This window comes from Geobacillus jurassicus NBRC 107829, from assembly GCF_001544315.1.
Taxonomy (GTDB): Bacteria; Bacillota; Bacilli; order Bacillales; family Anoxybacillaceae; genus Geobacillus; species Geobacillus jurassicus.
In genome coordinates this window covers 1-24438 of sequence record NZ_BCQG01000044.1, presented here as the reverse complement: position 1 = coordinate 24438, position 24438 = coordinate 1, and the positions used below count along the sequence as shown (strand labels likewise).

Here is a 24438-nt window from a genome sequence, read left to right as displayed (position 1 = left end):
CAAGGCAACCGCATGCGCTTCGGCTGGCGCGGCAAGGCGGATTTTCGAATGGCGCCCCGCCTGACGATGCTCAATGGATGGGACGGCTTACGGGCGAAACAGCCAGGGATGAAGGCCGGCCTTGTTGGCCATGAGATCATCAAGGCTCGCGAACGTGTACCCTTGCTTGCGCAAGTCGTCGATCACTTTCGGCAGCGCTTCGGCATTGTCTTTTGATACGGAGTGCAAAAGCAAAATCGCGCCTGGATGAACTTGTTTCATGATTTGATTGTAAGCATATTGCCAGCCGCGCTGGCGGTCCGTTTGCCAGTCGACGAAAGCGAGCGACCAAAAGACATGGTAATAGCCGAGCTCGCGGGCAAGAGACAACGTCCGCTCGCTGAAAATGCCGCGCGGCGGGCGGAGGTACATCATCCCTTTTTGCCCGGTCAGCTCTTCTGTCTTTTCCTTTACCTTTTCCAGCTCTTCGCGCACCCGCTCATCGCTTGCGGTTGTCAAATCGGGATGGTGCCACGAATGGTTGCCGATGATATGGCCTTCCGTTGCCATCCGTTTGACTAAATCCGGGGCTGTCTGCAAATAATGGCCGGTGACAAAAAAGGCGGCCGGCACGTGTTTTTCCTTCAATACGTCCAAAATTTGCGCCGTATACCCGTTTTCATAGCCGTTGTCAAACGTTAAGTAAACCGTTTTCTCGCTCGTGTCGCCTAAATAAAAAGCGTCATATTTGACAAGCAGCTCATCGAGTTCTTTTCCCGCCGATGGGGGCTTGTGGTTTTCGCTCCGCTTCAATCCCCAATGGATCGGCGCATTGCTTATGGCAAAAGCGGGGGCGGGAAAAAGCACGATCGCTAAAACGAGAGAAATGAGCCATCTCATGCCTAGTTCCTCCTTGGCCGCCATCTTTTCCTCTTTCTTATTGTTTTCACCCCTGACCGCTTTACGCGCACCATTTTTTGCAAAAAAAAAAAAAAAGCCCCAAAAGCGAGCGCTTTGGGGACCGAGAAGAAAACGGGATCAGCTTGTTTGTCTACCCATAGCCATTTGCTTGAAATGGGGCTCCTTACTTGAACACCGGTTCTTTGAACTGGGACAGCTTTTCAAGCGACGATTTTTCCACATCTTCATGCAAGCTGTTGCCGTGCGAGTCCATTGTAACAACAGCGGTGAAGTTTTCGACGCGCAAATGCCACATCGCTTCCGGAATGCCAAACTCCAGCAAATCAACGCCTTCAACCGATTTGATGCAGTCAGCATAATATTGGGCCGCGCCACCGATGGCGTTCAAATACACGCCGCCGTGTTCTTTTAACGCTTGCAGCGTTTTCGCGCCCATGCCGCCTTTGCCGATGACGGCGCGAACACCAAATTTTTTCATAATATCGCCTTGATACGGCTCTTCGCGAATGCTCGTCGTCGGGCCGGCGGCTTTGGCGTGCCAGCGGCCTTCTTCATCTTTTAACATGACCGGGCCGCAATGGTAAATGATTTGCCCGTTCAAGTCAACCGGAGCGTCATGGTCCATCAAATATTTATGAATGGCGTCGCGGCCCGTGTAAATGACGCCGCTGATGCGGACGACGTCGCCGACGCGGAGCTGGCGCACTTGTTCTTCAGAAAGCGGCGGGACAAGGTCGATGACGCGCGTATTTCCTTGTTCCAGCGCAACGGCCGCTTCTGCTTTTTCGAGTTCTTTGGAAAAATCGACGTCTTCGCCGTCTTGGTACAGCCATTCGATGATCTCACCAGTCGCTGGGTCGATTTTCACGCCCATGCGCCGGAACGCCCAGCAGTTGTAGGCGACCGAGACGAAGAAGCTCGCCGGGATGCGGTGCATGACGCCGATTTTACAGCCAAGCAGCGTCGATTCGCCGCCAAACCCCATCGTGCCGATGCCGAGTTTGTTGGCGTTTTCCATAATGTATTCTTCCAGTTGGCGCAGCTCTTCAATCGGGTTGACGTCATCAACCGGCCGGAACAGCTGCTCTTTCGCCAACTCATAGCCGGACGAGCGGTCGCCGCCAATGCCGACGCCGATAAAGCCGGCGCTGCACCCTTGCCCTTGCGCTTGATACACCGCGTGCAAAATGCATTTGCGGATGCCATCAAGGTCGCGGCCGGCGCGGCCGAGCCCTTCGAGTTCACACGGCAGGCTGTACTGAATGTTTTTGTTTTCACAGCCGCCGCCTTTTAAAATAAGCCGGACGTCAATGTAATCGTTTTCCCATTGTTCAAATTTAATAACCGGCACACCTTCTCCTAAATTGTCTCCGCTGTTTTTGCCGGTGAGCGAATCAACCGAGTTCGGGCGCAATTTGCCGTTTTTCGTCGCTTCGGCAATGGCGGCCCGGATCGCTTTTTTCATCTCCATTTGGTTGACGCCAACCGGCACTTTAATTTTAAACGTCGGCAATCCCGTATCTTGACAGATGGGCGACACGTTTTCATCCGCCATTTGAATATTCTCGACGATCGTATCGAGCGCCATGGCCGCCCGTGTGCCCGCGTTTTCACGCGCTTTCGCCCGAGCGATCGCTCGACGGACGTCCTTCGGCAGCTTCGTCGACGTCTCGACGATCAAGTCATACATGCTTTGCTGGAATTTTTCCATGTCGGTTCAACGCCCCTTCCCCTGTGTTCATCCAAAGTCATAGTCCAATCTCTTTTTATTATACTTTGTTTTACAGTGTTTTGTAAAAAATCTTTCTTTTTCGCATGATGGCCGCGCCGCCGTCATACGAATGGGATAGCAGGAAGCCAAAACGATTGACAAGCGTTGGAGCGGTTGCTAATAATGAACGTTAGGACTTTGAATGGAAAGAGGAGAAGGCCATGCATTCATCCACCATGCCAGCAATTACACCGGCGTATGACCCGTGGGAAGCGTACGTCGATATTGAAGAATATGGAAAACTAGAGCTGACGAATATTGAGTTTACAACAACGACGCTTTGCAATATGCGCTGCGAGCATTGCGCCGTCGGCTATACGTTGGCAACGAAAGATCCAGAGGCGCTGCCGCTTGATTTGTTGCTCCGCCGGTTGGAGGAAATTCCGCATTTGCGCTCGCTCAGCATCACCGGCGGCGAACCGATGCTGTCGTTAAAATCCGTCGAACAATACGTCGTTCCCCTTCTCCGCTATGCGCACGAGCGCGGGGTGCGAACGCAGCTCAATTCGAACTTGACGTTGGATCTGTCTCGCTATGAACCAGTCATTCCATATTTGGATGTGCTCCACATCTCGCACAACTGGGGGACGGTTGACGACTTTGTCGAAGGCGGTTTTGCCATGATGGAGCGGAAGCCGACGCGCGCGCAACGGGAAAAATATTTCGAACGCATGATCGATAATGCGAAAGCGCTGGCGAACGCCGGGGTGATGGTGTCAGCAGAAACGATGTTAAACAAACGGACGGTCCGCCATTTGGAAACGATCCACCGGCAAGTTGTCGAGGAAATGGGCTGCCGGCGCCATGAAATCCACCCGATGTATCCGAGCGATTTTGCCAGCGCCCTTGAGACGCTCAGCCTCGATGAATTGCGCGAGGCGATTCACCATTTGCTTGACATTCGCGACGAAAACGTCTGGATGCTGTTTGGCACGCTGCCGTTTTACCCGTGCAGCGACAGCGAGGAAGATGTGCGCCTATTGAAGCGGCTGTATGAAAGCAAAAACGTCACCGTGCGCAACGATCCGGACGGCCGCTCGCGGCTCAATGTCAACATTTTCACCGGCGATGTCATCGTCACCGATTTCGGCGATGAACCGCCGCTTGGCAACATCATTCACGATTCGCTGCCGGACGTGTATGACCGATGGCGGCGCTCAAAGCTTGCTAGGGAGCTTCTTTGCCACTGCCCGGCCGCTCGCTGCCTCGGACCGAACGTCCTTGTGAAGCAGACGTATTACCGCGGCGTCGATTTTACGAAGCGGTCGGCGCGCATCACACAATAGAAGAAGCTGTTTTTTCGCCGGCCAACGGCAATCTATGCGCAAAAAAGGTGTCCCGTCCTTTTGGGACACCTTTTATCTTGGCTGCTCGCTTACAATGTAAGACATATACAGTCGATCCTGCACCGGGATCCATGCTCCGACGCCTCTTGTCGTCACGTTTTTGACGACAATTTTCTTTTTGTTTCCTTTGAGCACGACGTACACTTCCCCGTACGTCACCTTCCCTTTTTCATTCACCGCCGGAGCGTACGCGTACAAATACCCCATTTTTTTCGCCGGCACGTTGTACGGTTGGTCTTTTTTCGTGCCAAGGCCGACAACCGTGCTGAAAGAGAGCGGCAAGTTCGTCTTTTCCATCGCTTTGTTTAACATCATCCGCTTAACCGCGTCTTCATTCGGCACTTTCACCGTCAACCCGCCGCGGACGTATTTTTGCATTTCTTGTTTATAGTATAACTTTTGCGCCGTATCGCCGCCGCGGTTATCAAGGAAATTCGTGTTGACCTTTTGATATTCCCAGTTCGTCGACGTTTCGATCGACTGGTAATTGAGCGGCCATTGGCCTAAATAAATCGTCGCTCGATAGCCGATGGCCCATGGCGTGTCGGTCGCCGAAGATTCATTAAAGAGATGGATCAATTCAGGATTTTCAATTTTTACATTCGCCGATTTCAACAGCTGTTTCGCAAACGAGCTCGGTTCCAAATGCGGCAAATCTTGCGTCGGGTTCGGATACGTATTTTCTTTCGATATATCGATCACCGCACCGGGCGCCGGTTTGTCGGAAGCCGCCAGCGCCGGAAACGCCGCCGCATAAAGAAGAAGCACGCTCACGAACAGCGAAACGACCCACTTTTTCATCACCTTCGCTCCTTTCTGTCCAATATTCACTGTTATTTTCTTTCAAAATGCGTGCTTTATCCGCAACGGCGAAAATTTCTTCCCGCTTTGGCATCAAAAACTTTGTTCCGACAAAAAGCACCCGGAACGGCGAACGCCCGGGTGCAGTCACTTACAGCAAGTAAAAGCCGATGCCCATGATCGTATAGGCAGCAAGCAATGTCGCTCCTTCGAACCAGTTCGTATCCCCGTCGTTGGACAGCACGATCATCAAGAGCACGGAAGCAGCCATCGCCACCAGCTCAGGAAGTGAAAAGACAAGCGGCATTTTTTCCGGAAACAAAAGCGAAACGAGCACAAGCACCGGCGCAACGAACATGGCGATTTGCAATGTCGAACCGACGGCAATTTCCACCGCGACATTCATTTTGTTTTTGTACGCCATAATAACCGCGGAAGCGTGCTCCGCCGCATTGCCGACGATGGCAACGATGATGATCCCGATAAACAGCTCGCTCCAGCCGAACGATTCAGCAACCGTTTCAAATGTGTGAACGAGCCGCTCGGATAAATAGGCGACCGCGACCGTCGCCAACGCCAAAATGGCGGTCGCTTTCCCTTTTCCCCATTCCGGTTCTTCATGTTCTTCCGCTTCTTCCGATTTATGCTGATATACACCGCGGTGGGTGACAAGCCGAAAGTACAGGGCGGCGACATAAAGCAATATCATAATGATCGAGATGCCGACGCTTAACGCGAGCTGTTTGCTGCGATCCATTTGCAGCGTGAACACTTCCGGGATGACGAAGGCGACAAAAATGGCGAACGTCAACAGTCCGGCGTTGTGGCGAGCATCGTAAATGTTGAATTCTTGCCGCTTATACTTTAAGCCGCCGACAAAAAACGATAACCCAGCCACTAAAAGCAGGTTCCCAAGCACCGAACCGGTTAAGGAAGCGAGCACGACGTCAACGAGTCCGGCCTGCAAGGCAAAAATGGAAATGATCAGCTCGACCGCGTTGCCAAACGTCGCGTTCAATAGCCCGCCGATGCGCGGCCCGGCGACGATCGCCAAGCTTTCCGTCGCCCGCCCCATATAACTTGCGAGCGCAATGATCGTCAAACAGTACAGCACAAACATTAAGACGGTCGGCCAGTGAAGAAACCCGCCGATGACTGACACCGGCACGCCGATCCATGTCATCCAAGCAAACACCTTGTTCATTTCTCTTCCACCTTTCCTCTTGATTGTTTTCGTTGCATTGACCGCCGTTTCTATATACGATGGATAAGGGCATTCATTCGCCCTAGGAAACATCCGGCCTCGCTTGTTTGATCGGCCGGCGATTTCAACTGAAATGGGGATGCACGATGCGTTTTGCCATCTTAACCGGGATTGTCGCCGTCTCTGGTCTGTCGCAAGGGATGTTGCTGCCGCTTTTGGCGGTGCTTCTTGATGAAAACGGCGTCTCTTCATCGATGAACGGCGCGCACGCCGCCGCCCTGTATATCGGTGTCTTGACCATTTCGCCATTTTTGGAGCGGCCGTTGAGCAAATATGGGTATAAGCCGATGATTCTCCTTGGCGCTTCTATTGTAATATGCGCACTCATCCTTTTTCCACTTTTTCCATCGTTTTTCGTTTGGCTCGTTCTTCGCTTTGCCATCGGAATTGGCGACCATATGCTTCATTTTGCGACGCAAACGTGGATCACGGACTTTTCTCCGCCGGCGGAGCGCGGACGGCGGCTGTCGCTGTATGGGTGGGCGTTCGGCCTTGGCTTCACCATCGGCCCGCTGTTGGCTGCACTCGCTTCGGTCGAAGAGGCGCTGCCGTTTTATTTAGCTGCTCTCCTTAGCTTCGTCGGTTGGATCGCTGTCTTTTGGCTGCCGAATGAAAAGCCGAAGCCGCTTGAACGTTCTTCATCGACGGCCGGTCGGTTTATCGGCGCCTGGAGACAGGCGTGGCCGGCGCTCCTGCTGCCATTCGCCTACGGCTTTTTGGAAGCGGCCGTTCATTCCATCTTCCCGCTGTACGCCTTGCGTGAGCGGATGAGCGCTGAGCAGATCGCCTTCATCTTGCCATGCTTCTCGCTTGGCGGCATCATCTTTCAGCTTCCGCTCGGAGCGCTCAGCGACCGGTTCGGACGGCGCCGTGTCATCACCGGCGCACTCTTGGCCGGCGCCGGTTGTTTTTTGATTGCCCTCACTGTCGGTGCGTCCACGGTTGGGTTGGCTGCCTGTTTGTTCACCGCTGGCATGTTTACCGGCTCGCTCTTCTCGCTCGGCATCGCCTATATGACCGACCTGTTGCCGAAAGCGCTGCTTCCGGCCGGCAATTTGCTGTGTGGAATGCTGTATAGCCTCGGCAGCATGACAGGCCCGCCGCTTGCTGGCAGCGTGGTTGATCTCTCTGCCCGCGCCTTTTTCCTCGCGGTTAGCGTTGTCCTCCTCGTCCCGGCCATTTGCCTCGTCAGCCGCCGGGAACAGGAAACAGCGGCTTGACCGTTTTTTATTTTTTTATTTTTTTCAAAAAAATCGTTGACCATTTCGTTCCTTCTGTTATATAATAAAACCAAGATATCAAGTTTCTGTTTTAAAACAGTATAAAGGAGTGGCGATCATGAGCAGAACGGAACGGAAAAATATGATTGAGTTTATCGAAAAAGTGCGGGGATTGTCGCGCGAGGAACTCGCCTATATGACCGATGCAGAAATTGAATACATTTATGAGCGCTATTACCACCATCACGAAGAAATTGTCGAATAAAACACCGTCACCCGATGCGCCTCCACCTGCATGAAAAAGGCGTCCCTTGCCAGGACGCCTTTTTTCAATGATAACCGTTTTGTCCGTTGGCGCTGCCGCTCGTCTTATGCTTTGGTCTGTTTTTTCCTTTTTGCTTCGTGCGCCCATCTTTTTTCGTGTGCTTCGTCATCGTGATCCCCCCTATGTCAAAATCCCCTGCATGGTTACGATATCCCGCCCCGGCACTGTTTATGCATGTTAGCGCAGCCGCCTTCTCCCCTTGTGCTCGCAGTCGAACATGGCGTTGAGTTCCCCGCCTAAAATGAGAATCATGCCGGACAAATAAAACCAAACCATCAGCACAATCATCCCGCCAAGGCTGCCGTACATCGCTGTGTAATTGGCAAAGTTGTTGACATAATAAGCAAAGGCGAGCGATGTCGCGATCCAGCCGGCGGTGGCAAACAGCGAGCCGCGCACGACGTTGACGCAGCGAAGCTGTTTGTTCGGAGCAAAATAATAAAGGGCAGTAAAGACGACAAACAATAACAGCGAGCTCGTCACCCAGCGGAACGCGTTCCAGACGTTCAAAAACTGTTGCGACAACCCGAGAGCAGAGAACAAAAACAGCCCGATCATCCGCCCGAAGACCGGGAGCACGAGGGCAACGATTATGACAACGATCATGCCGAGCGTCAACACAATCGACAGACCGCGTACGATCCAAAACGGCCGGTCTTCTTGCACATCATAAGCGCGGTTGAATGCCCTCATAATGGCACTCATGCCATTAGACGCTGACCAAATAGCTGCGATGATGCTAAACGACAACAATCCTCCGTTTTGCTCATCGATGAGGCGGCGAACATTCGTCTCAATGAGATGAAGCGCCTCTTTCGGGGCGTATTGCCGCACAAGCGCGAGCACATCCTCATGCGGAATCGGCAAATACGCCAATAGCGTCATTAAAAACAGCAAAAACGGAAAAAGCGACAGAAGAAAGTAATACGCCAACTCCGCCGACAAGCGCGGGATTTCATCTTCCGTAAAACGGCGGGCCAACTCACGGATGAACGCCAAATTTACGACCATCGGCTACCCTCCTTCCCCGTTTTTCCCAAGACAGGTGCGCCCATCCTTAAAGTCATGTTGTTTCATCCGCGCCAAGCCGATGGTCGCGAATGATCCTCTCAAGCAAATGCTCGCACCCTGAGCGGACGAGGCGATACACTTCGGCAAAATTCCCGGTATAATACGGATCAGGCACATCGTCTTTTTCCCGGTCGGGAACAAAGTCAAGCAACCGGGCGAGCACCGCTTTCGAACGGGAGCCAGCCAATCGGCGCAAATCGTTCAAGTTGGCTGCGTCCATGGCGATGATGTAATCAAATTCTTCCAAGTCACGGTGGTTCACTTGCCGGGCGCGGATGCCGGAGTAGTCGATCTTATTTTCAGTCAAAACCCTTCTTGTCCCCACATGCGGCGGCTCACCGACATGCCAGCTGCCTGTTCCCGCCGAATCAACGGCAATCAGACCGTCAAGCCCCCGCTCTTTCACCAAATGACGGAAGACCGCTTCCGCCATCGGCGAGCGACAAATGTTTCCAAGACAAACAAACAGCACTTTAATCATCGGAACAGCCCCCCTCGCTATGTCCACGGTGCTTCCCACCGTTAGTTTTCCTTCTTGCCTTTTCGTCTAGCCCCTTTTCCACCCTAGACCTGGCGCCATGCATGCGCATCTACATTTTACCACATCGCCCGTTTTTCAGCAGAAAGGCGAGCTTACAATTTCTCCCCATTCTCCTTTACCTATGGTACAATACATGGTAACTTGCCTTGAAAGGAGCAAACCGATGGATTTGTCAAAACGGTCGGCGGAAAATGTCGCTTATATGATCGAGCAGCTGAAGCAAAAGTTGAAAGTGCTGAACTTGGATGCCATCAAGCCGTCCCACTTTTCCGAGGAATGGTACGATGAATTGAGAGACATTTACGAGATGGTGATGAAACGCGAGACGTTCAGTCCGAGTGAAATGCAGGCGATTGTTGAAGAGCTCGGGAACTTGCGCAAACGATGATCACCCGTTTTAGTCGCTAGGCGGGCGCGAACACGACGCCACTTGCATATAAAAATAATTCCCATCGAAAAACTTGGATTGACATTGGCGCTAATTATGTTAAAATTTTAACAGATTTCCGAAAGAAGTCTCCCACTTCAAGCGCTTGAAGGGCGCAGCCCAGCGATAAGTGGGAGATGAATTTCGGTTGGCGTTAGCCAAAACGCATGATAAACTAAATGTACACCATGTTCTTTGATAAGTGGCTATATGGGGTTGAGTGGACAAATAAGTCGGCGAGAACCAAGCAGATCCTTCCACTCGTAAAATAGCCAAGATACAAAAGAACTTCTGTCACATCGGACACCTAGGGTTGGGACGACCCGAAGTCACGCTCAGGGAGACGAAAGGTTGCTTTCGTCGTGGAACTGAGAAGCTCCCACTTCAAGCAAAGCTAAGTGGGAGTAGTTCACTCAATTAAATTATATACGCTTATCTAGAGCGAGGGAGGGACTGGCCCAATGAACTCCGGCAACCTGCTGTGTTTGGTAAGGTGCCAATTCCAACAAAATGGATTCCATTTTGGAAGATAAGGCGCTACCCATTCTTTCGCTCTTTCCGAAATGGAAGGGGCGTTTTTATCGCCAAATCGTTGTTTGTCGGCTGTATATCCGACTAATTATGTTGATTTTCTTTGTTTTACAAGGAGGGGGAACCGATGCTCACATATGATCAATGGGAAACGGCGGAAAAACCGTCTTTTCCGTCCGATAATGAAACAAAAGGGGCGCTTGACGTCCTCGCCTGGGCGTACCGCGAATACGGCGATGAGATCGTATACGCGTGCAGCTTCGGCGTCGAGGGGATCGTGCTCATTGATCTGATTTCCCAAGTTAAACCGGATGCAGAAATCGTCTTTTTGGACACCGGCCTGCATTTCCAAGAGACGTACGATACAATCGCGAAAGTGAAAGAGAAATACCCGTCGCTTTGCATCGTGATGAAGCAGCCGCGCCTGACGTTGGAAGAACAGAAGGCGCAGTTTGGCGACGAGTTATGGAAACGCGACCCGAACAAATGCTGTGAGCTGCGCAAAGTCATTCCGCTGCGCGAGGTGCTGACCGGAGTGACCGCTTGGATTTCTGGCTTGCGCCGTGAACAATCGCCGACGCGGCGGCATGTCGAGTACATCAACAAAGACGACAAATTCCGTTCGATCAAAGTCTGCCCGCTCATTCATTGGACATGGAAAGATGTATGGAACTACGTGTATAAGCACGACCTTCCATACAATGTGCTCCACGACCGCGGCTACCCGAGCATCGGTTGCGCCCCGTGTACGGCGCCGGCGTTGGACCCGAACGATTTGCGCTCCGGGCGCTGGGCTGGACAAGGAAAGACGGAATGCGGGCTCCATCTCGCCTAAGGAGAGAACATTGACATGCTCCTTGCCATTGCGTTTATCGTATCCTTTTTCTTCGCCATGAACATCGGGGCAAGCGGCGCGGCGGCCTCGATGGGCGTCGCCTACGGGTCAGGCGCCATTCCGAGAAAATCGGTCGCCCTCCTTCTTTGCGGCGTCGGTGTCTTCCTCGGCAGCCTCGGCGGCGGGGAAGTAGTGAAGACCATCGGGTCGGGCATTATCCCGTCCTCGATTCTCACCATCAACATTGTCGTCATTATTTTAGCCGCAGCGGCCATTTCACTGTTTGCCGCCAACATGATGGGCATCCCGCTGTCGACAAGCGAGATCACCGTTGGCTCCGTCGTCGGCGTCGGCATTGCCTACCAAGCGGTGTACTTTCAAAAACTGTTGTTCATCGTCTCGGCGTGGATCATCATCCCGATCATCGCCTTTTCGTTTACGTTCGCCGTCGGCAAATGGTTTTTGGCGCTCAAGCGCAAATATCCGCAGCTTGAACAAGGCCGCTGGCAAAAAACGTTTATGGCGCTTCTTATCGTCACCGGCTTTTTTGAGGCGTTTTCCGCCGGCATGAACAACGTCGCCAACGCGGTCGGACCGCTTGTTGGCGCCGGGCTGATCGAGGTCGGGCCGGCGACGATGTTCGGCGGCTTGTTCGTCGCCGCCGGCGCCCTTTTGCTTGGGCACCGCGTCTTGGAAACGAACGGGAAAAAAATTACAAATTTCTCCCCGTTTGAGGGAATCGCCATTTCCGGCACAGGAGCGATGCTCGTCATCATTTCCTCGCTGTTTGGTTTGCCTGTGCCGCTCACGCAAATTACGACATCAGCGATCATCGGCATCGGCACGGCGAAAAGCGGATTGTCCATCTGGCAAAAGCGAATCGTCGTGCAGCTCTTAAAAGTTTGGTTTGTTTCGCCGATTTTTTCCCTTGTGATTTCATACAGCCTCGTCAAGCTGCTGCTTGACAGCGACGTCTACACGGTCGTCGCGATCTTGAGCGTCTGCTTGGCGACGCTTGGCGTCATCAGTTTGAAAAAAACAGTTGCCGAAGAAAAGCGCTCGATTCATGAGCACGGCGGCGGCATTTAACAACATCTATCAATCTAGGAGGTTATAAACATGAGCTTAAGCATCCCGCATGGCGGTACGTTGATCAATCGTTGGAATCCGGACTATCCGCTCGATGAGGCGACAAAAACGATTGAGCTCTCCAATGCCGAACTGAGCGATTTGGAGCTGATCGGAACGGGCGCCTACAGCCCGCTCACCGGCTTTTTGACGAAAGCGGATTACGACTCGGTCGTGGAAACGATGCGCCTTTCTAATGGCACCGTCTGGAGCATTCCGATCACGCTCGCGGTAACAGAAGAAAAAGCGAAAGAGCTTTCTGTTGGCGATAAAGCGAAACTCGTTCATAACGGCAACGTCTACGGCGTCATTGAGATTGCTGACATTTATCGCCCGGACAAAACGAAAGAAGCCAAGCTCGTTTACAAAACGGATGAACTCGCCCACCCGGGCGTGCGCAAGCTGTTTGAAAAGCCGGACGTGTATGTCGGCGGAGCGGTGACGCTCGTGAAACGAACCGACAAAGGCCAATTTGCGGCGTTTTATTTCGACCCGGCCGAAACGCGGAAAAAATTTGCCGAACTCGGCTGGAACACCGTTGTCGGCTTCCAAACGCGCAACCCGGTTCATCGCGCCCATGAATACATTCAAAAATGCGCGCTTGAAGTCGTCGACGGCTTGTTTTTAAACCCGCTCGTCGGTGAAACGAAAGCCGACGACATTCCAGCCGACATCCGGATGGAAAGCTATCAAGTGCTGCTTGAAAACTACTATCCGAAAGATCGCGTGTTCTTGGGCGTGTTCCAAGCGGCCATGCGCTATGCCGGACCGCGTGAAGCGATTTTCCATGCGATGGTGCGCAAAAACTTCGGCTGCACGCACTTCATCGTCGGCCGCGACCATGCCGGCGTCGGCAATTATTACGGCACATACGATGCGCAAAAAATCTTCTTGAACTTTACGCCCGAAGAACTCGGCATTACGCCGCTCTTTTTCGAACATAGCTTCTATTGCACGAAATGCGAAGGGATGGCGTCGACGAAAACATGCCCGCATGACGCGAAATACCATGTCGTCCTTTCCGGCACGAAAGTCCGCGAAATGCTGCGCAACGGCCAAGTGCCGCCGAGCACGTTCAGCCGTCCGGAAGTGGCGGCCGTCTTGATCAAAGGGCTGCAACAACGCGAAACGGCCGCCCCGTCAGCGCGCTAAAGGAGGATCGCGATGAGCACGAATATTGTTTGGCATCATACATCGGTGACAAAAAAAGACCGACGCGAGCGCAACGGCCATCATAGCGCCATCCTTTGGTTCACCGGGCTGTCCGGCTCCGGCAAATCGACAGTGGCAAACGCCGTCTCCAGACGGCTGTTTGAGCTCGGTATTCAAAACTATGTCTTAGACGGAGACAACATCCGTCACGGGCTCAATAAAGATCTCGGCTTTTCCGCCGAGGACCGGACGGAAAACATCCGCCGCATCGGTGAAGTGGCAAAGCTGTTTGTCGACAGCGGCCAATTTGTGCTGACGGCCTTCATCTCGCCGTTTGCCGAAGACCGGGCGCTCGTCCGTCGCTTAGTGGAAGAAGACGAGTTTATCGAAATTTACGTCAACTGCCCGCTTGAAGAATGTGAAAAGCGCGACCCGAAAGGGCTGTATCAAAAAGCGCGCCGTGGGGAAATCCGCGAATTTACGGGCATCGACTCGCCATATGAAGCGCCGGAAGCGCCGGAACTGACGATCGAAACACACCGTTATTCTGTTGAAGAGTGTGCTGAACAAGTGCTCGCCTACCTGCGCGGGCGCGGCTTCATCCCGCAACCGAGACAAACTGATCGTCCTGTGCTGCTCGACTTGAAAAAGAGCAGAAGATGATTTGACAATGTCGTTTTCATACCAAGGCAGGCCATTTACAATAAAAGCAACCGAGCGTCCATGCCGCTGTCGGGCGGTTGGTTGGCTGAACCATGCAAGAAAGGGCTGAAACAATGATGGGCAAAGTATACCTTGTCGGCGCCGGCCCCGGCGACCCGGAACTCATTACTGTCAAAGGGTTAAAATGCATCCAGCAGGCGGATGTCATTTTGTACGACCGCCTCATCAATGAAGAGTTGCTTTCGTATGCCAAACCGGACGCCGAGCTCATCTTTTGCGGCAAGCTGCCCGGCTACCATGCGATGCAGCAAGAGACGATCAACTATGCGCTCGTCTGGCACGCCAAAAAAGGAAAAACAGTCGTTCGCTTAAAGGGCGGCGATCCGTTCGTGTTCGGGCGCGGCGGCGAAGAGGCCGAGGCGCTGGCCAAACATGGGATCGAGTTTGAGATCGTTCCCGGCATCACCTCCGCCATTGCGGCGGCGGCTTATGCCGGCATCCCCGTCACCCATCGCGAGTTCAGCTCAAGCGTCGCCTTTGTCACCGGGCATCGGCGCGACGGAAGCCGTGACGAAATCAAATGGGAAAGCCTCGCCAAAGGCATTGATACGATCGCCATTTACATGGGGATTCATAACTTGCCGTACATTTGCGGCCAACTGATGAAATACGGCAAAGCGCCGGAGACACCGGCGGCGGTCATCGAGTGGGGAACGACAACAGCTCAGCGCACCGTCACCGGCACGCTCGCAACAATCGCTGCCGCCGCTGCTAAAGAAAACATTCAAAATCCAAGCATGGTCATCATCGGGGACGTCGTCCGGCTGCGCGCCAACATTCAATGGTTTGAGCAGTTGCTCGCGTCATCCGCGGCCGCCGGCGCAACATCGTGAGGCGATGGTGATGGAAGCCATTTTATACGTCAGCCACGGCAGCCGCATCGACGCCGCGCTCCATGAAGCAGCTCGCTTCGTCGAACAGTGCCGAGGGGCCATCGATATTCCGATTCAAGAGCTATGTTTTGTCGAACTCGCGGAACCAGACATTGCGACCGGTGTTGACCGCTGCGTCGCCCAAGGGGCGACGCGCATCATCGTCGTTCCGCTTCTCCTTCTTTCCGCGGGTCATGCCAAACACGATATTCCGGCGGCATTGGATATCGCGAGACGGCGCCACCCTTCCGTCGACATCCTCTGCGGCGCTCCATTCGGCGTCCATGAAGCGATGATCGACATCGTTATCGATCGCATCCGCGAACAATCCGCGCCGCTTGACGGCAAATCAATGATTCTTCTTGTCGGCCGCGGCAGCAGCGATCCAGACACGAAGCGCGACATTTCCGCCATTGCTGCACGTTTAAAAGAAAAAACGAACGTGCCGCACGTGGACGTTTGCTTTCTCACCGCCATCCACCCGAAGCTCGACGAAGGGCTTGAGCGGGCGAGCGCATCAGCGTATCGGCGCGTGTTCGTCGTCCCATACTTATTGTTTACTGGCGTCTTAATGAAAACGATCGAACGGAAGTTGCAGGGGCTCTCTGTTTCCGACAAGCAGTGGCATTTATGCTCTTACCTAGGCTGTCATCCGCGGCTCGTGACGCTCATTCAACAACAAGTATCATTGCTGTCATCCGTAAAAAAAGGAGCTTGATTGTTCAAGCTCCTTTTTTCGTGTACTTTCCGCTTTGTCTATTATATGATGAAAGCAGAATGACCGTAACAAAGGGGGCTTCGCCATATGAAACGGGTTCATGTCATCGTTGAAGGACGCGTGCAAGGCGTCGGGTTTCGCTATTTCGTCCAGCACGAAGCGCTGAAGCGACGGCTGACCGGCTGGGTGAAAAACAATGACGACGGGACGGTGGAAATGGAAGTCCAAGGGAATGAAAGCGCTCTCCAACTTTTTCTGGACACAATCGAAGCCGGAACGATGTTTGCCAAAGTCGCCCGCATGCATATCGAGCCGCGCAATGTCCGCCCTGATGAAAAACAATTTCGCATTATATACGGAAGCGGCTTGTGACAACTAGGCTCATCCCTCGGGCAGCGGCCTTTCCAGCTTTTTCGCCCATCGGGAAACAAAAGCGCCGGCCGCCCGCAAAAGCCCGAGGAACAGCAGCCTTCCCTTTTTCTAACTGTCAGGCCACAGCGGCGCTGCCTTTTGCCGCTCCATTCCTTCGCTTCCGACACGGCCTCATGACGCCGGCCGCAAATGCGGCGCCGTATAGTGAAAACATGTCTCCAAAATGGCCATGTTTGCCTGCTCATTTTTTCGCCGCGCTTCGCGACAAAACGGATCGAACACGTCGACAGCAGATGGCGGGTACTCGCCGCATATGTCCACGCCGAGCACTTTTTTATGGAATAAGAGCAACCGCAGGCAAGCAAGCAGCCGGAAAAGCGGCATTGTTCCTTGATCCCAGTTTGTCACCGCGTCTTCGCGGCGAAGCGCGTCTTTATCGATGCTGATATAGATGCTTCCGGTCGGGATGGCCTCGATGAGCGCTTTCGGCCATTCATCATGATCGTCAAATGGAAGAACCGTAATGTTTGGAGATAAACGAAGATGGTGCGGAGAAACAGATGGACCAACAATAACGACTTTTTGCAGCCGCGGATGCTTTAGCGCATAGGAGACCCATGAGCCGCACGAAATGACATCATCCCCTCCTTCAGCATCCGTATGGCGGTCAAAAAGCACAAGCGTAAATGGTTCACTGATGTCTTTCAGCAACAAATACGTGACATAATGGTAGTTGCCGTTGCCGATCAGCACCGCCCCGCGCTTTCGCCGCCGCTCAAGCCGCCGCTCGATTTCGGCAAGCGCCGCTTCGCTGCAATACAAATTCGTTTCTGGTACGTCGGCAAGATCGATCCATTCGTGCGGAAAACGAAACAGCCGCTTCTGCGGCCGGTATACGCCGTCAAAGTTAAGCATCGTGACACCATTGCCTTGAAACCCCATCAACCTTCACCTTTCCACTGATCATTCAACGCTTCTCAGGTGTGGATGAGTCCAAGATGTGTCTGCTTCCATTATACAACAAAAGGCGAAATATTTCCGTTCTTATGCCTCTGTCATGTACAATAATAGAAAACAACTAAAGGGGGGACCTCGCGTGCAGCCAATCAACGCCGCCGCCGTGCAAGAGGCATTGAACCGCTTTGCCAATCGCGACGTGTATATTCATTTGGAAACGACGAACGGAGCGTACGCGTCCCATCATAACGAAGGTTTTTTTTCCGCCGGCGCTTACATCCGCAACGCCCGCATCCGCTTTACCCGCGGCAAGATCACCGGCCCCGGGCCATACCGCGTCGGACTGAAGCTTGATCTTGGCTGGGTGTACGCAGAAGGGCTGACCCATTGGGAATGGACGGAAAAAGGACAATTGTTGCTCGCAGGCCATGATCACCAAGGAAAATTGGCCGTCGCCCTCGAGCTGAGCGACGAGCCGTTTGTCTAAGGAGGGAGTTCCATTGAACGAACGACATGTGCTCGTTGTTTTTCCCCACCCGGACGATGAAGCGTTCGGCGTGTCGGGAACGATTGCCGAGCATGCGCAAAACGGCACGCCGGTGACTTACGTCTGCTTGACGCTTGGCGAAATGGGGCGCAATATGGGCGTGCCTCCGTTTGCCAACCGCGAAACGCTTCCGTTGATCCGCAGGCAAGAACTCGAAGACGCATGCCGCATTCTTGGCATTCGCGACTTGCGCCTGCTCGGCTATCGCGACAAAACGGTCGAGTTTGAGGATGAAGAGGAGATGGCCGACCGGATCGCCGCCATCATAGCGGAAACGAATCCATCGCTTGTCATTACGTTTTACCCTGGATACAGCGTCCATCCCGATCATGACGCATGCGGAGCCGCTGTCATCCGCGCCTTAAAGCGCTGGCCGAAAGAAGAACGGCCGACCGTCCATTGCGTCGCGTTTGCAAAAAACTGCGAGCAAGATCTCGGCCAGCCGGATGTCGTGCGCGATGTCAGCTCGGTGATCGACACGAAGCTGGCCGCCATTCGCGCCCACCGTTCGCAAACCGAAGGGCTGATGCAGGCGGCATCCAAGCGCGGCGATGCGCTCGCTTGGCTGAAAACAGAACGGTTTTGGACGTACCGGTGGGATGACTAAACGTATACAGGCGCCGGCCGCACCTCCAAGCTGGCTGAACCGGCACGGCCGGCTCCGCCGCCGAAAAAAGGGAGCCCGCCTTTCACGTGAGGCTTGGGCGCCTTTTTCGTTGGCATAGGCAGTGAAGAAAACACCAGCCCGCCCAACCGGATCCGGAACAGGCATTGTTTCCGCTGGAATGTTTCAGATGGGTTGCAATCCGAAAGCGGCCTCGGCGGCCAGATCCCCTTTCAGCACGGTGACGGCTTTTCCTTCGAGCTGAACCCTCTCGCCTGCCACCATCACCCGCACAATGCCGCCGCGGGCTGAAGCTTGGTAGCCGACTAACGTCGTTTTCCCGAGCTTGTCCGCCCAATACGGCCCGAGGCAACAGTGGGCGGAGCCGGTAACCGGGTCTTCCGGCACACCGAGAGCCGGAAAAAAGGCCCGCGATACAAAATCCATTTCTTCTGCCGCTGAACGGCTTGTCACAATGATGCCGCGCGCATCTACTTCTTGAAGCAGGCGGAAATCCGGGGTCAGTCTGCGCACCTCCTGTTCTGAGCCGATTTCCACCAAATAATCGAACCGGTTGCGCCCGATAAACAGCGGTTCAGCTGGCAAGGCACCAACAAGCGCAGCAGGAGGCGACTCAACCGGCACTGGCGTTTCGTTCGGAAAATCGAGCCGAATCCAACCATCGTTGTTTATAGCCGTCAATACTCCGCTGTTCGTGAAAAAGGCAATCGCTTCATCTCGGCGGTGTTCCCCGCGCTCCCACAGCACATGGGCACTCGCCAAAGTTGCATGGCCGCACAAATCAACCTCTGCTTTAGGGGTAAACCAGCGCAGACGATAGCCGCCCTCATGCGGAACTAAAAAGGCCGTCTCGGACAAGTTCATTTCCGCAGCGACACGCTGCATCCAATCATCCCCAACCGGTTGCGGCAGCAGGCAGACCGCCGCCGGATTGCCGGCAAACGCCCGGTCCGTAAACGCATCAACAATGTATATCGGGATGCTCATCGCCCTCTTTCTCCTTCCTTGTTTCGCTCTTTTTCTTTCGCCAACAAACGGGTAAACTCCTCCTCCCAGCGCCCACTTTGCCGGAACGAGTCGGCAGCGAGCGCCCGGAACAGCCGCTTCCGCCCCTCGGCGTCCGCCACTTCGCGCAGCACCATGTCGCGCGCCTGCCGCAAAAACTCTAAGTACGGCCCGTATTTGTCCCCGTACTGCTCCTCAAGCTCGCGGCGGATGCGGCGGGCGAGCGCCGGGCTCGCGCCCCCGGTTGAGACGCTGATCATAAGCGGGCCGCGGCGTATGACTGCAGGAACGTGAAAATCGCATCGCTCCGGGTCGTCAACGATATTGAGCAGCTGGCCCGGCTCCGCCGCCCGCGCCACGGCCTCGTTTACTTCGCGGTCACTCGTCGCCGCAATAACCAAAAACGCCCCCGCCAAATCGTTCGGGTCAAATCGCTTCCTCTTCCAAACGATCGCTTCTTTAGCAGCGAGCGCCTCAATGTCCGGCGCTGCCTCCGGGGCGATGACAACGACGTCCGCGCCCGCTTCCAACAATCCGTGAATTTTCCTTGCTGCTACGTTTCCGCCGCCGACAACGACCGCCCGACGGCCGCGAAGCTGAAGAATCACTGGGTATCCCATCGCTTTCTCCTCCCGCAATACAGACGCTCCTTTGGCCGGTTTTGGGCCCGATCCTCTCGACCAACGAACACGGCTCTTTTCCTTGATCGATTGCACTCGAGCTGTGAACTGTTGACGAAGCCCTTGTCCGCCGCAACGTTCGCTGAAAAGCAAGATGAAGAAAAAAAGAAGCCGTGCATCGAACACGGCCTTTTCCTTCATTATATCATCCTTGTTTCACTTCCTGAAGCCATTTCGCCAACCGTTCATTCTCTTTTTTCATATAGTCAAGCCATTGCGGAAGCAATTTCGCCATGGCTTCCTTATTGTTGCTTTCCATCGCCTGTCTTGTGTGCTCATGAAGCATATGGAGCCGCTGTTTTTCTTCCTTCGTCATCCATCGTTTCTTTTTATGTAACTGTTTCAGCTCTTGCTTGAACTCGTCTTTCGTGATTTTTTTGTCGGCCAGCTGGTCGATGAGCCGATCAAGCGCCGCTTCGCGTTCTTTTTTCATTTGCTTGCACTTTTCTTTGATCGCTTGTTTCACCTGTTCGTCATCGAGTTGCTGACGCAGCGCTTTCCGTTCCTCCAGCACTTTTTTCCATTCATCGGCCTGTTCCGGCGTATACGTCTGCACCATTTCCAACCACTTTTGCTCATCCAGCGCCCCGTGCTTCCACATATGACCGGCCGGCATGCGGACGTCAACGGCTTCGCCGCTTTGGCCAACAGCAGCCACCGTCGACGGCATCGCCAGCGCCAAAGCGGTAAAGAAGGCTAACCATACGCGTTTCACGATTTCGTCACTCCTTTTTTGGTGATTCACGGTCTGTTTCGATATTCTTGATGATGACTTTCACTCGGAGACTGCGCTCGCCCCCCTTCGTGATTCATCGGCCCTCCCCTATTTTCCCCATTTTTTAGTCGTTTTTGCATAAAAAAAGAGAGAGATTGGCTTTTCAGCGCATCTCTCCTTTTTGGCATTCAGCGGAATTTTTCCTCAATGCGCCGCTCGTAGTCACGCAGCGCCTTCGAATTCGTCTGCCCCCGCTTTTTCATCAGTTCGGCAAAACGAAGCTGTTTTTCCGTCCACTTTTTCTCCAGCTCCCGTTTTTCCTCATCATCCTCGCAGCAGCGAAGCAAGTCCTCGAGCGTCAAGAGCTCTTTGCGCAGCTCCGCTTCCTCCTTCACATAGCCGGCGTTTTTCAGCAACAAATACCCGAGCCGCAGCTCCTCTGGAATGCGGGAGAGGTCCTCGAGCTCAAGCGGTTTGCCAAAGCCGGGCAAGTTGTCGAACTCGCCGTTTTTCATCGCCTCGCGAATTTTCTCTTCCGCGATGCGCCAAAATCCATCCATTTTACGTCAGCTCCTGTTCCTGCCGCCTCACGCGCTGCTCGTTTAAGAACCGGACGAACTCGCCATACGGAAGCGGTGGGGAAAAATAATAGCCTTGCGCCTCATCGCATCGTTTTCCTTGCAAATAAGCCGCTTCAGTCTCCGTTTCGACCCCTTCGGCCAACACCTTCACGCCTATATTATGCCCGAGGCGGATGATCGCCGGCAAGATGACATCTTTTTTTCCTTGAATATGCTGGACGAACGAACGGTCGATTTTCAGCCGGTCGATCGGCAAATCGATCAAGTAGCTGAGCGAGCTGTAGCCGGTGCCGAAATCGTCCATGCTGATCGTTACGCCAAGCGCCTTCAGTTTCGGCAGAATATCGAGCGCGTGTTCTGTATCCATTGTCATCCGCTCTGTAATTTCCAAATCGAGATGGTGCGGCGGCAGCCCGGTGTCAGCGAGCAGACGGGCGAGCTTGTCGACAAATCGGCGACTTTCAAATTCATACGGCGACAAGTTGACAGAAACGGATAAGTCAGGAAAGCGGTCAAGCAGCTGTTTCGTCTGCTCACAGGCGGTGCGGATCACCCATTCGTTGATCGGAATGATCATGCCGGTCTGTTCAGCAACAGGGATAAACAATGACGGCGGAATCATTCCTTTTTCTGGATGGCGCCAGCGGATCAGCGCTTCCATGCCGATCACTTGCCGGTCATGAAGCCGAATTTGCGGCTGATAGTACAATTCAAACTCCCCACTTTCAAGCGCACGCCGCAAATCGCGCTCCATGGCCATCTTTTCATGAAGCCGGATCGCCATCGGTTCGGTGAAAAAGAGAAAATCGCTCGCCGCTTTTTTTCGCGCCTCGTAGCGGGCAATATCCGCCTTGCGGATCAACGTTTTTGCATCCTCCCCATCTTTTGGGTAGACGCTGATGCCGACGTTCACGGTCACATACAATTCCATCCCGTTGACCACAATCGGTTCGTCGGCCGCCTTAATGAGCTGTTTCGCCATTTCTTCGGCCTTTTGACACGCGCCATTCGGAACGACTGCGATGAATTCATTCCCGCTCCAGCGCCCGATGGCCATTCCCGGCTTTTCTTTCCATTTTTGCGCCAAATGGAGCAGCACTTCGTCCCCGACGGCGTAGCCGTAAAAATCGTTGATCGTCTTCATTCCGCTCACTTCCAAAAACATGACTGCCGCTTCATGGCGCTGTTGTTTCGCCGCGGCAAGGCAACGCTCCACCGCTTTATACATCGCCTCTTTGTTTGGCAATCCGGTCAGTTCGTCATGGTTGGCGATATAGCGCATCCGCTCTTCGTTTTGCTTTTGTTCCGTCAAATCGCGAACGGCGGCTACCGTCACTTTTTCCCCTTCGTAATCGTAGCGGCGCCGGACGACTTCTGCTGGAAATACGATGCCGTCTTTTCGGCGCAGCTCGATTTCAAAGCGCTCGGGTTCCTCATGCGGACGATTCAATTTCATTGATCCGTCAACGACTAAATCCTCGATCGGCAAATGAATCAGCTCGCTTTCTGAATAACCGAGCAGGCGGCACGCTGCTTCATTGACCTCAATGACTTTCCCGTGCGCATAGACGATCAGGCCTTCCGTTGTCATTTCCGCCAATCGCCGAAGCCGATGCTCGTTGGCTGCGAGCGTTTTTTTATAGACAGCCAACGCCTTCCGCTCCATTTGTTGATGCAAAGCAAGCAAATAGGCAGCCGCCGTCGCCAAAAACATGGCCACCATCGCCCACATCGCCTTTTGCCGCCCGCGTTGCAAATATTGCTCATACGTCTTGGCGTCAAAATCGATGCCGACAACCGCATCCACCGTCCCGTCCGGTTGCCGGACCGGCATAAACGCGCTGATGCTTCTTCCCCATTCATCCGTTGTCGGATGCCGTTCCATCGCAAACCGGCCGCGGAACGCTTCTTCGATTTCCGGAAAATGATGGCGATAAACCGACCCAGGCGGAACTGCTTGTTCCTTTTCGCCGTCGATGCGGCCGTTCCGATTATAGTCCGTCGCTGGCGCTGCCACGAAATATAGTTCACCGCGCTCATTCTTTTTTAATGTATACACGCTCAGCACGCGGCCGTAGTGCTGCCAACGTTCCAGCACCGCCATCACCATACGATACTCGGGCAGACGCTCCGCATTTTCATCGAGCCGCTCGTGCCCCATGGCATCCAAATCGCCGGCGATCATGCCGGCGATTTGCTTTGCTGCTTCCTCATATTCACGACGTTCGTGTTTCTCAGCATAGTTGATATAAACCATCCCTGCACCGAGAAAAAACAGCGAAACGATGGCAAACGCCGTGGTCAGCTTCGGCGCCGCCCGCCATGGCGCATCCCCCCAATGCCGTTTTGCCATCCAATAGCCGTATATATAGACACCGACGGCCGTCAAAAAAAGGCCCAAGATATACAAGACATATTCCAGTTGATTCGACATCATCCATCACCGTCATCGATTTTTCGACGCTTTGCTTTCATTATAAGACGGCGCTTCTTCGTTCTGCTCCCTCCGCCGTTCCTATTCGTTCGACAGCTTACGACATTCATCTGTTGGTCATAGGACTCGGGTATGAGAAACCTTCCCACGCTTATGGCCATAAAGACAGGTTGACCGAAACGAAAATGTCTATTGATATAAGCCATTAGGACGAGGTGCTATATTTGTAACGGTGCTGTAACATTATTTAATCCAACTGTAAAAAACAAGTCTAGTTTCCTCTGCTATACTCTAGTTAAAAGACGTCGAATCGAACAAGATTTTGTCGGGGGTTAGGGAAAATGAAAAAATGGTGTTCTCTCCTGTTCGCATCCATGATCGTTCTATTTTCCTCCTTCTTTGTAAGCACTTCCAAATCAGATGCAGCCGCCAACAAAACACGGCTCATCGCCGAAGCGAAAAAGCTGATCGGCACTCCTTACCAGTATGGCGGCACGACGCCAAAAGGATTTGATTGCTCAGGATTTGTCTACTATACCCATAAAAAAGTTGGCGTCACGTTGCCTCGCTCCTCTCAAGAAATGTACAAAAAAGGTACATACGTACATAAGTCCCAATTACAGCCGGGAGATTTAGTGTTTTTTGACACTTCCAAGAGCACAAAAGGCGTCTCCCATGTTGCAATTTACATTGGCAACAACCAAGTCATCCATGCGGTGTCCCGCGGCGTGAAGATCGACAACTTAAACAGCAGCTACTGGAAAACGAAATATGTCGGGGCCAAGCGTCTGTAATGGCTCATCAAGAAAGCTCTCTGTCATATTAAGTCCGCTTAATAGACAGGGGGTTTTTATTATGCAAAAAAAGCGGCCCTCCGCAACCGGAGAGCCCAATACG

General features: G+C 53.4%; 26 protein-coding genes and 1 riboswitch. Of the genes, 14 read left to right on the top strand and 12 right to left on the bottom strand.

Going from position 1 to position 24438, the window contains the following annotated elements; all coding sequences use genetic code 11:
* Positions 1-87: 87 nt before the first annotated feature.
* Together pdaA and GJ1_RS12810 are read right to left on the bottom strand one after the other, a co-directional pair.
* Positions 88-879 (bottom strand): delta-lactam-biosynthetic de-N-acetylase, encoded by a 792-nt coding sequence (gene pdaA, locus GJ1_RS12815; RefSeq protein ID WP_066233069.1) that lies wholly within the window; start codon positions 877-879, stop codon positions 88-90.
* Positions 880-1063: 184 nt separating this feature from the next.
* Entirely contained in the window at positions 1064-2611 is a 1548-nt protein-coding gene (locus GJ1_RS12810; RefSeq protein ID WP_066233067.1) for a fumarate hydratase, read from the bottom strand.
* A gap of 221 nt (positions 2612-2832) precedes the next feature.
* On the opposite strand from GJ1_RS12810, the gene yfkAB reads away from it, so the two are divergent.
* Positions 2833-3957 (top strand): radical SAM/CxCxxxxC motif protein YfkAB, encoded by a 1125-nt coding sequence (yfkAB, locus tag GJ1_RS12805; RefSeq protein WP_066233065.1) that lies wholly within the window; start codon positions 2833-2835, stop codon positions 3955-3957.
* A gap of 72 nt (positions 3958-4029) precedes the next feature.
* On the opposite strand, the gene GJ1_RS12800 is transcribed toward yfkAB, so the two are convergent.
* The gene (locus tag GJ1_RS12800) at positions 4030-4818 is read right to left on the bottom strand and encodes a YfkD famly protein (protein ID WP_066233062.1); all 789 of its coding nucleotides are present in this window, start codon (positions 4816-4818) and stop codon (positions 4030-4032) included.
* A gap of 151 nt (positions 4819-4969) precedes the next feature.
* The gene (gene cax, locus GJ1_RS12795; RefSeq protein ID WP_066233059.1) at positions 4970-6022 is read right to left on the bottom strand and encodes a calcium/proton exchanger; all 1053 of its coding nucleotides are present in this window, start codon (positions 6020-6022) and stop codon (positions 4970-4972) included.
* Positions 6023-6168: 146 nt separating this feature from the next.
* Between cax and GJ1_RS12790 the strand changes: the two genes are divergently transcribed.
* Both GJ1_RS12790 and GJ1_RS12785 read left to right on the top strand, forming a co-directional pair.
* Positions 6169-7302, top strand: coding sequence for an MFS transporter (locus GJ1_RS12790; RefSeq protein ID WP_066233057.1), 1134 nt, complete (start codon positions 6169-6171; stop codon positions 7300-7302).
* Between the two features lie 118 nt (positions 7303-7420).
* Entirely contained in the window at positions 7421-7567 is a 147-nt protein-coding gene (locus GJ1_RS12785; protein ID WP_011229925.1) for a BH0509 family protein, read from the top strand.
* Positions 7568-7804: 237 nt separating this feature from the next.
* On the opposite strand, the gene GJ1_RS12780 is transcribed toward GJ1_RS12785, so the two are convergent.
* The gene (locus GJ1_RS12780) at positions 7805-8638 is read right to left on the bottom strand and encodes a YihY/virulence factor BrkB family protein (protein ID WP_066233054.1); all 834 of its coding nucleotides are present in this window, start codon (positions 8636-8638) and stop codon (positions 7805-7807) included.
* 52 nt (positions 8639-8690) lie between these two features.
* The gene (locus GJ1_RS12775) at positions 8691-9179 is read right to left on the bottom strand and encodes a low molecular weight protein-tyrosine-phosphatase (RefSeq protein WP_066233052.1); all 489 of its coding nucleotides are present in this window, start codon (positions 9177-9179) and stop codon (positions 8691-8693) included.
* A gap of 223 nt (positions 9180-9402) precedes the next feature.
* Between GJ1_RS12775 and GJ1_RS12770 the strand changes: the two genes are divergently transcribed.
* The 8 genes from GJ1_RS12770 (at position 9403) to GJ1_RS12735 (ending at position 15997) form a co-directional block, all read left to right on the top strand.
* On the top strand, positions 9403-9627 hold the full coding sequence (locus tag GJ1_RS12770) for a DUF1128 domain-containing protein (RefSeq protein ID WP_066233051.1): 225 nt from the start codon (positions 9403-9405) through the stop codon (positions 9625-9627).
* A gap of 468 nt (positions 9628-10095) precedes the next feature.
* Positions 10096-10202: riboswitch (SAM riboswitch) on the top strand.
* 122 nt (positions 10203-10324) lie between these two features.
* The gene (locus GJ1_RS12765) at positions 10325-11032 is read left to right on the top strand and encodes a phosphoadenylyl-sulfate reductase (RefSeq protein ID WP_066233048.1); all 708 of its coding nucleotides are present in this window, start codon (positions 10325-10327) and stop codon (positions 11030-11032) included.
* A gap of 15 nt (positions 11033-11047) precedes the next feature.
* On the top strand, positions 11048-12121 hold the full coding sequence (gene cysP / locus GJ1_RS12760) for a sulfate permease (RefSeq protein ID WP_066233044.1): 1074 nt from the start codon (positions 11048-11050) through the stop codon (positions 12119-12121).
* Between the two features lie 30 nt (positions 12122-12151).
* Positions 12152-13312 carry a sulfate adenylyltransferase gene (sat, locus tag GJ1_RS12755; RefSeq protein ID WP_066233041.1) on the top strand — a complete coding sequence of 387 codons (1161 nt, stop codon included), beginning with the start codon at positions 12152-12154 and terminating at the stop codon, positions 13310-13312.
* Between the two features lie 12 nt (positions 13313-13324).
* A complete protein-coding gene (gene cysC / locus GJ1_RS12750) occupies positions 13325-13975 on the top strand; it encodes an adenylyl-sulfate kinase (protein ID WP_066233038.1) in 651 nt (216 codons plus the stop codon).
* Between the two features lie 116 nt (positions 13976-14091).
* Positions 14092-14868: a uroporphyrinogen-III C-methyltransferase gene (cobA, locus tag GJ1_RS12745; RefSeq protein ID WP_066233083.1), complete on the top strand. Its 777-nt coding sequence runs from the start codon at positions 14092-14094 to the stop codon at positions 14866-14868.
* Positions 14869-14878: 10 nt separating this feature from the next.
* Positions 14879-15625 carry a sirohydrochlorin chelatase gene (locus GJ1_RS12740; RefSeq protein WP_066233036.1) on the top strand — a complete coding sequence of 249 codons (747 nt, stop codon included), beginning with the start codon at positions 14879-14881 and terminating at the stop codon, positions 15623-15625.
* A gap of 87 nt (positions 15626-15712) precedes the next feature.
* Positions 15713-15997, top strand: coding sequence for an acylphosphatase (locus tag GJ1_RS12735; protein ID WP_066233033.1), 285 nt, complete (start codon positions 15713-15715; stop codon positions 15995-15997).
* A 171-nt stretch (positions 15998-16168) separates the two neighbouring features.
* On the opposite strand, the gene GJ1_RS12730 is transcribed toward GJ1_RS12735, so the two are convergent.
* Positions 16169-16939 (bottom strand): arginase family protein, encoded by a 771-nt coding sequence (locus GJ1_RS12730; protein ID WP_066233032.1) that lies wholly within the window; start codon positions 16937-16939, stop codon positions 16169-16171.
* 154 nt (positions 16940-17093) lie between these two features.
* Here GJ1_RS12730 and GJ1_RS12725 point away from each other — a divergent pair, with 154 nt between their 5' ends.
* Positions 17094-17441: a YojF family protein gene (locus tag GJ1_RS12725; protein ID WP_066233029.1), complete on the top strand. Its 348-nt coding sequence runs from the start codon at positions 17094-17096 to the stop codon at positions 17439-17441.
* Between the two features lie 13 nt (positions 17442-17454).
* Entirely contained in the window at positions 17455-18108 is a 654-nt protein-coding gene (gene bshB2, locus GJ1_RS12720; RefSeq protein WP_066233027.1) for a bacillithiol biosynthesis deacetylase BshB2, read from the top strand.
* Between the two features lie 183 nt (positions 18109-18291).
* Here bshB2 and GJ1_RS12715 read toward each other — a convergent pair whose 3' ends face one another.
* The 5 genes from GJ1_RS12715 to GJ1_RS12695 form a co-directional block, all read right to left on the bottom strand.
* Positions 18292-19113 (bottom strand): PhzF family phenazine biosynthesis protein, encoded by an 822-nt coding sequence (locus tag GJ1_RS12715; RefSeq protein ID WP_066233024.1) that lies wholly within the window; start codon positions 19111-19113, stop codon positions 18292-18294.
* Positions 19110-19751, bottom strand: a complete 642-nt coding sequence (locus GJ1_RS12710; RefSeq protein ID WP_066233081.1) for a precorrin-2 dehydrogenase/sirohydrochlorin ferrochelatase family protein — start codon at positions 19749-19751, stop codon at positions 19110-19112. The genes GJ1_RS12715 and GJ1_RS12710 overlap by 4 nt, the downstream gene beginning before the upstream one ends.
* A gap of 205 nt (positions 19752-19956) precedes the next feature.
* Positions 19957-20526, bottom strand: a complete 570-nt coding sequence (locus GJ1_RS12705; RefSeq protein WP_066233022.1) for a hypothetical protein — start codon at positions 20524-20526, stop codon at positions 19957-19959.
* A gap of 188 nt (positions 20527-20714) precedes the next feature.
* Complete coding sequence (locus tag GJ1_RS12700) at positions 20715-21086, bottom strand: DnaJ family domain-containing protein (RefSeq protein ID WP_066233019.1); 372 nt, start codon at positions 21084-21086, stop codon at positions 20715-20717.
* A gap of 1 nt (position 21087) precedes the next feature.
* Entirely contained in the window at positions 21088-23544 is a 2457-nt protein-coding gene (locus GJ1_RS12695; RefSeq protein ID WP_066233016.1) for a putative bifunctional diguanylate cyclase/phosphodiesterase, read from the bottom strand.
* Positions 23545-23882: 338 nt separating this feature from the next.
* Between GJ1_RS12695 and GJ1_RS12690 the strand changes: the two genes are divergently transcribed.
* A complete protein-coding gene (locus GJ1_RS12690; RefSeq protein WP_066233015.1) occupies positions 23883-24335 on the top strand; it encodes a C40 family peptidase in 453 nt (150 codons plus the stop codon).
* The last annotated feature ends 103 nt before the right edge of the window (positions 24336-24438 follow it).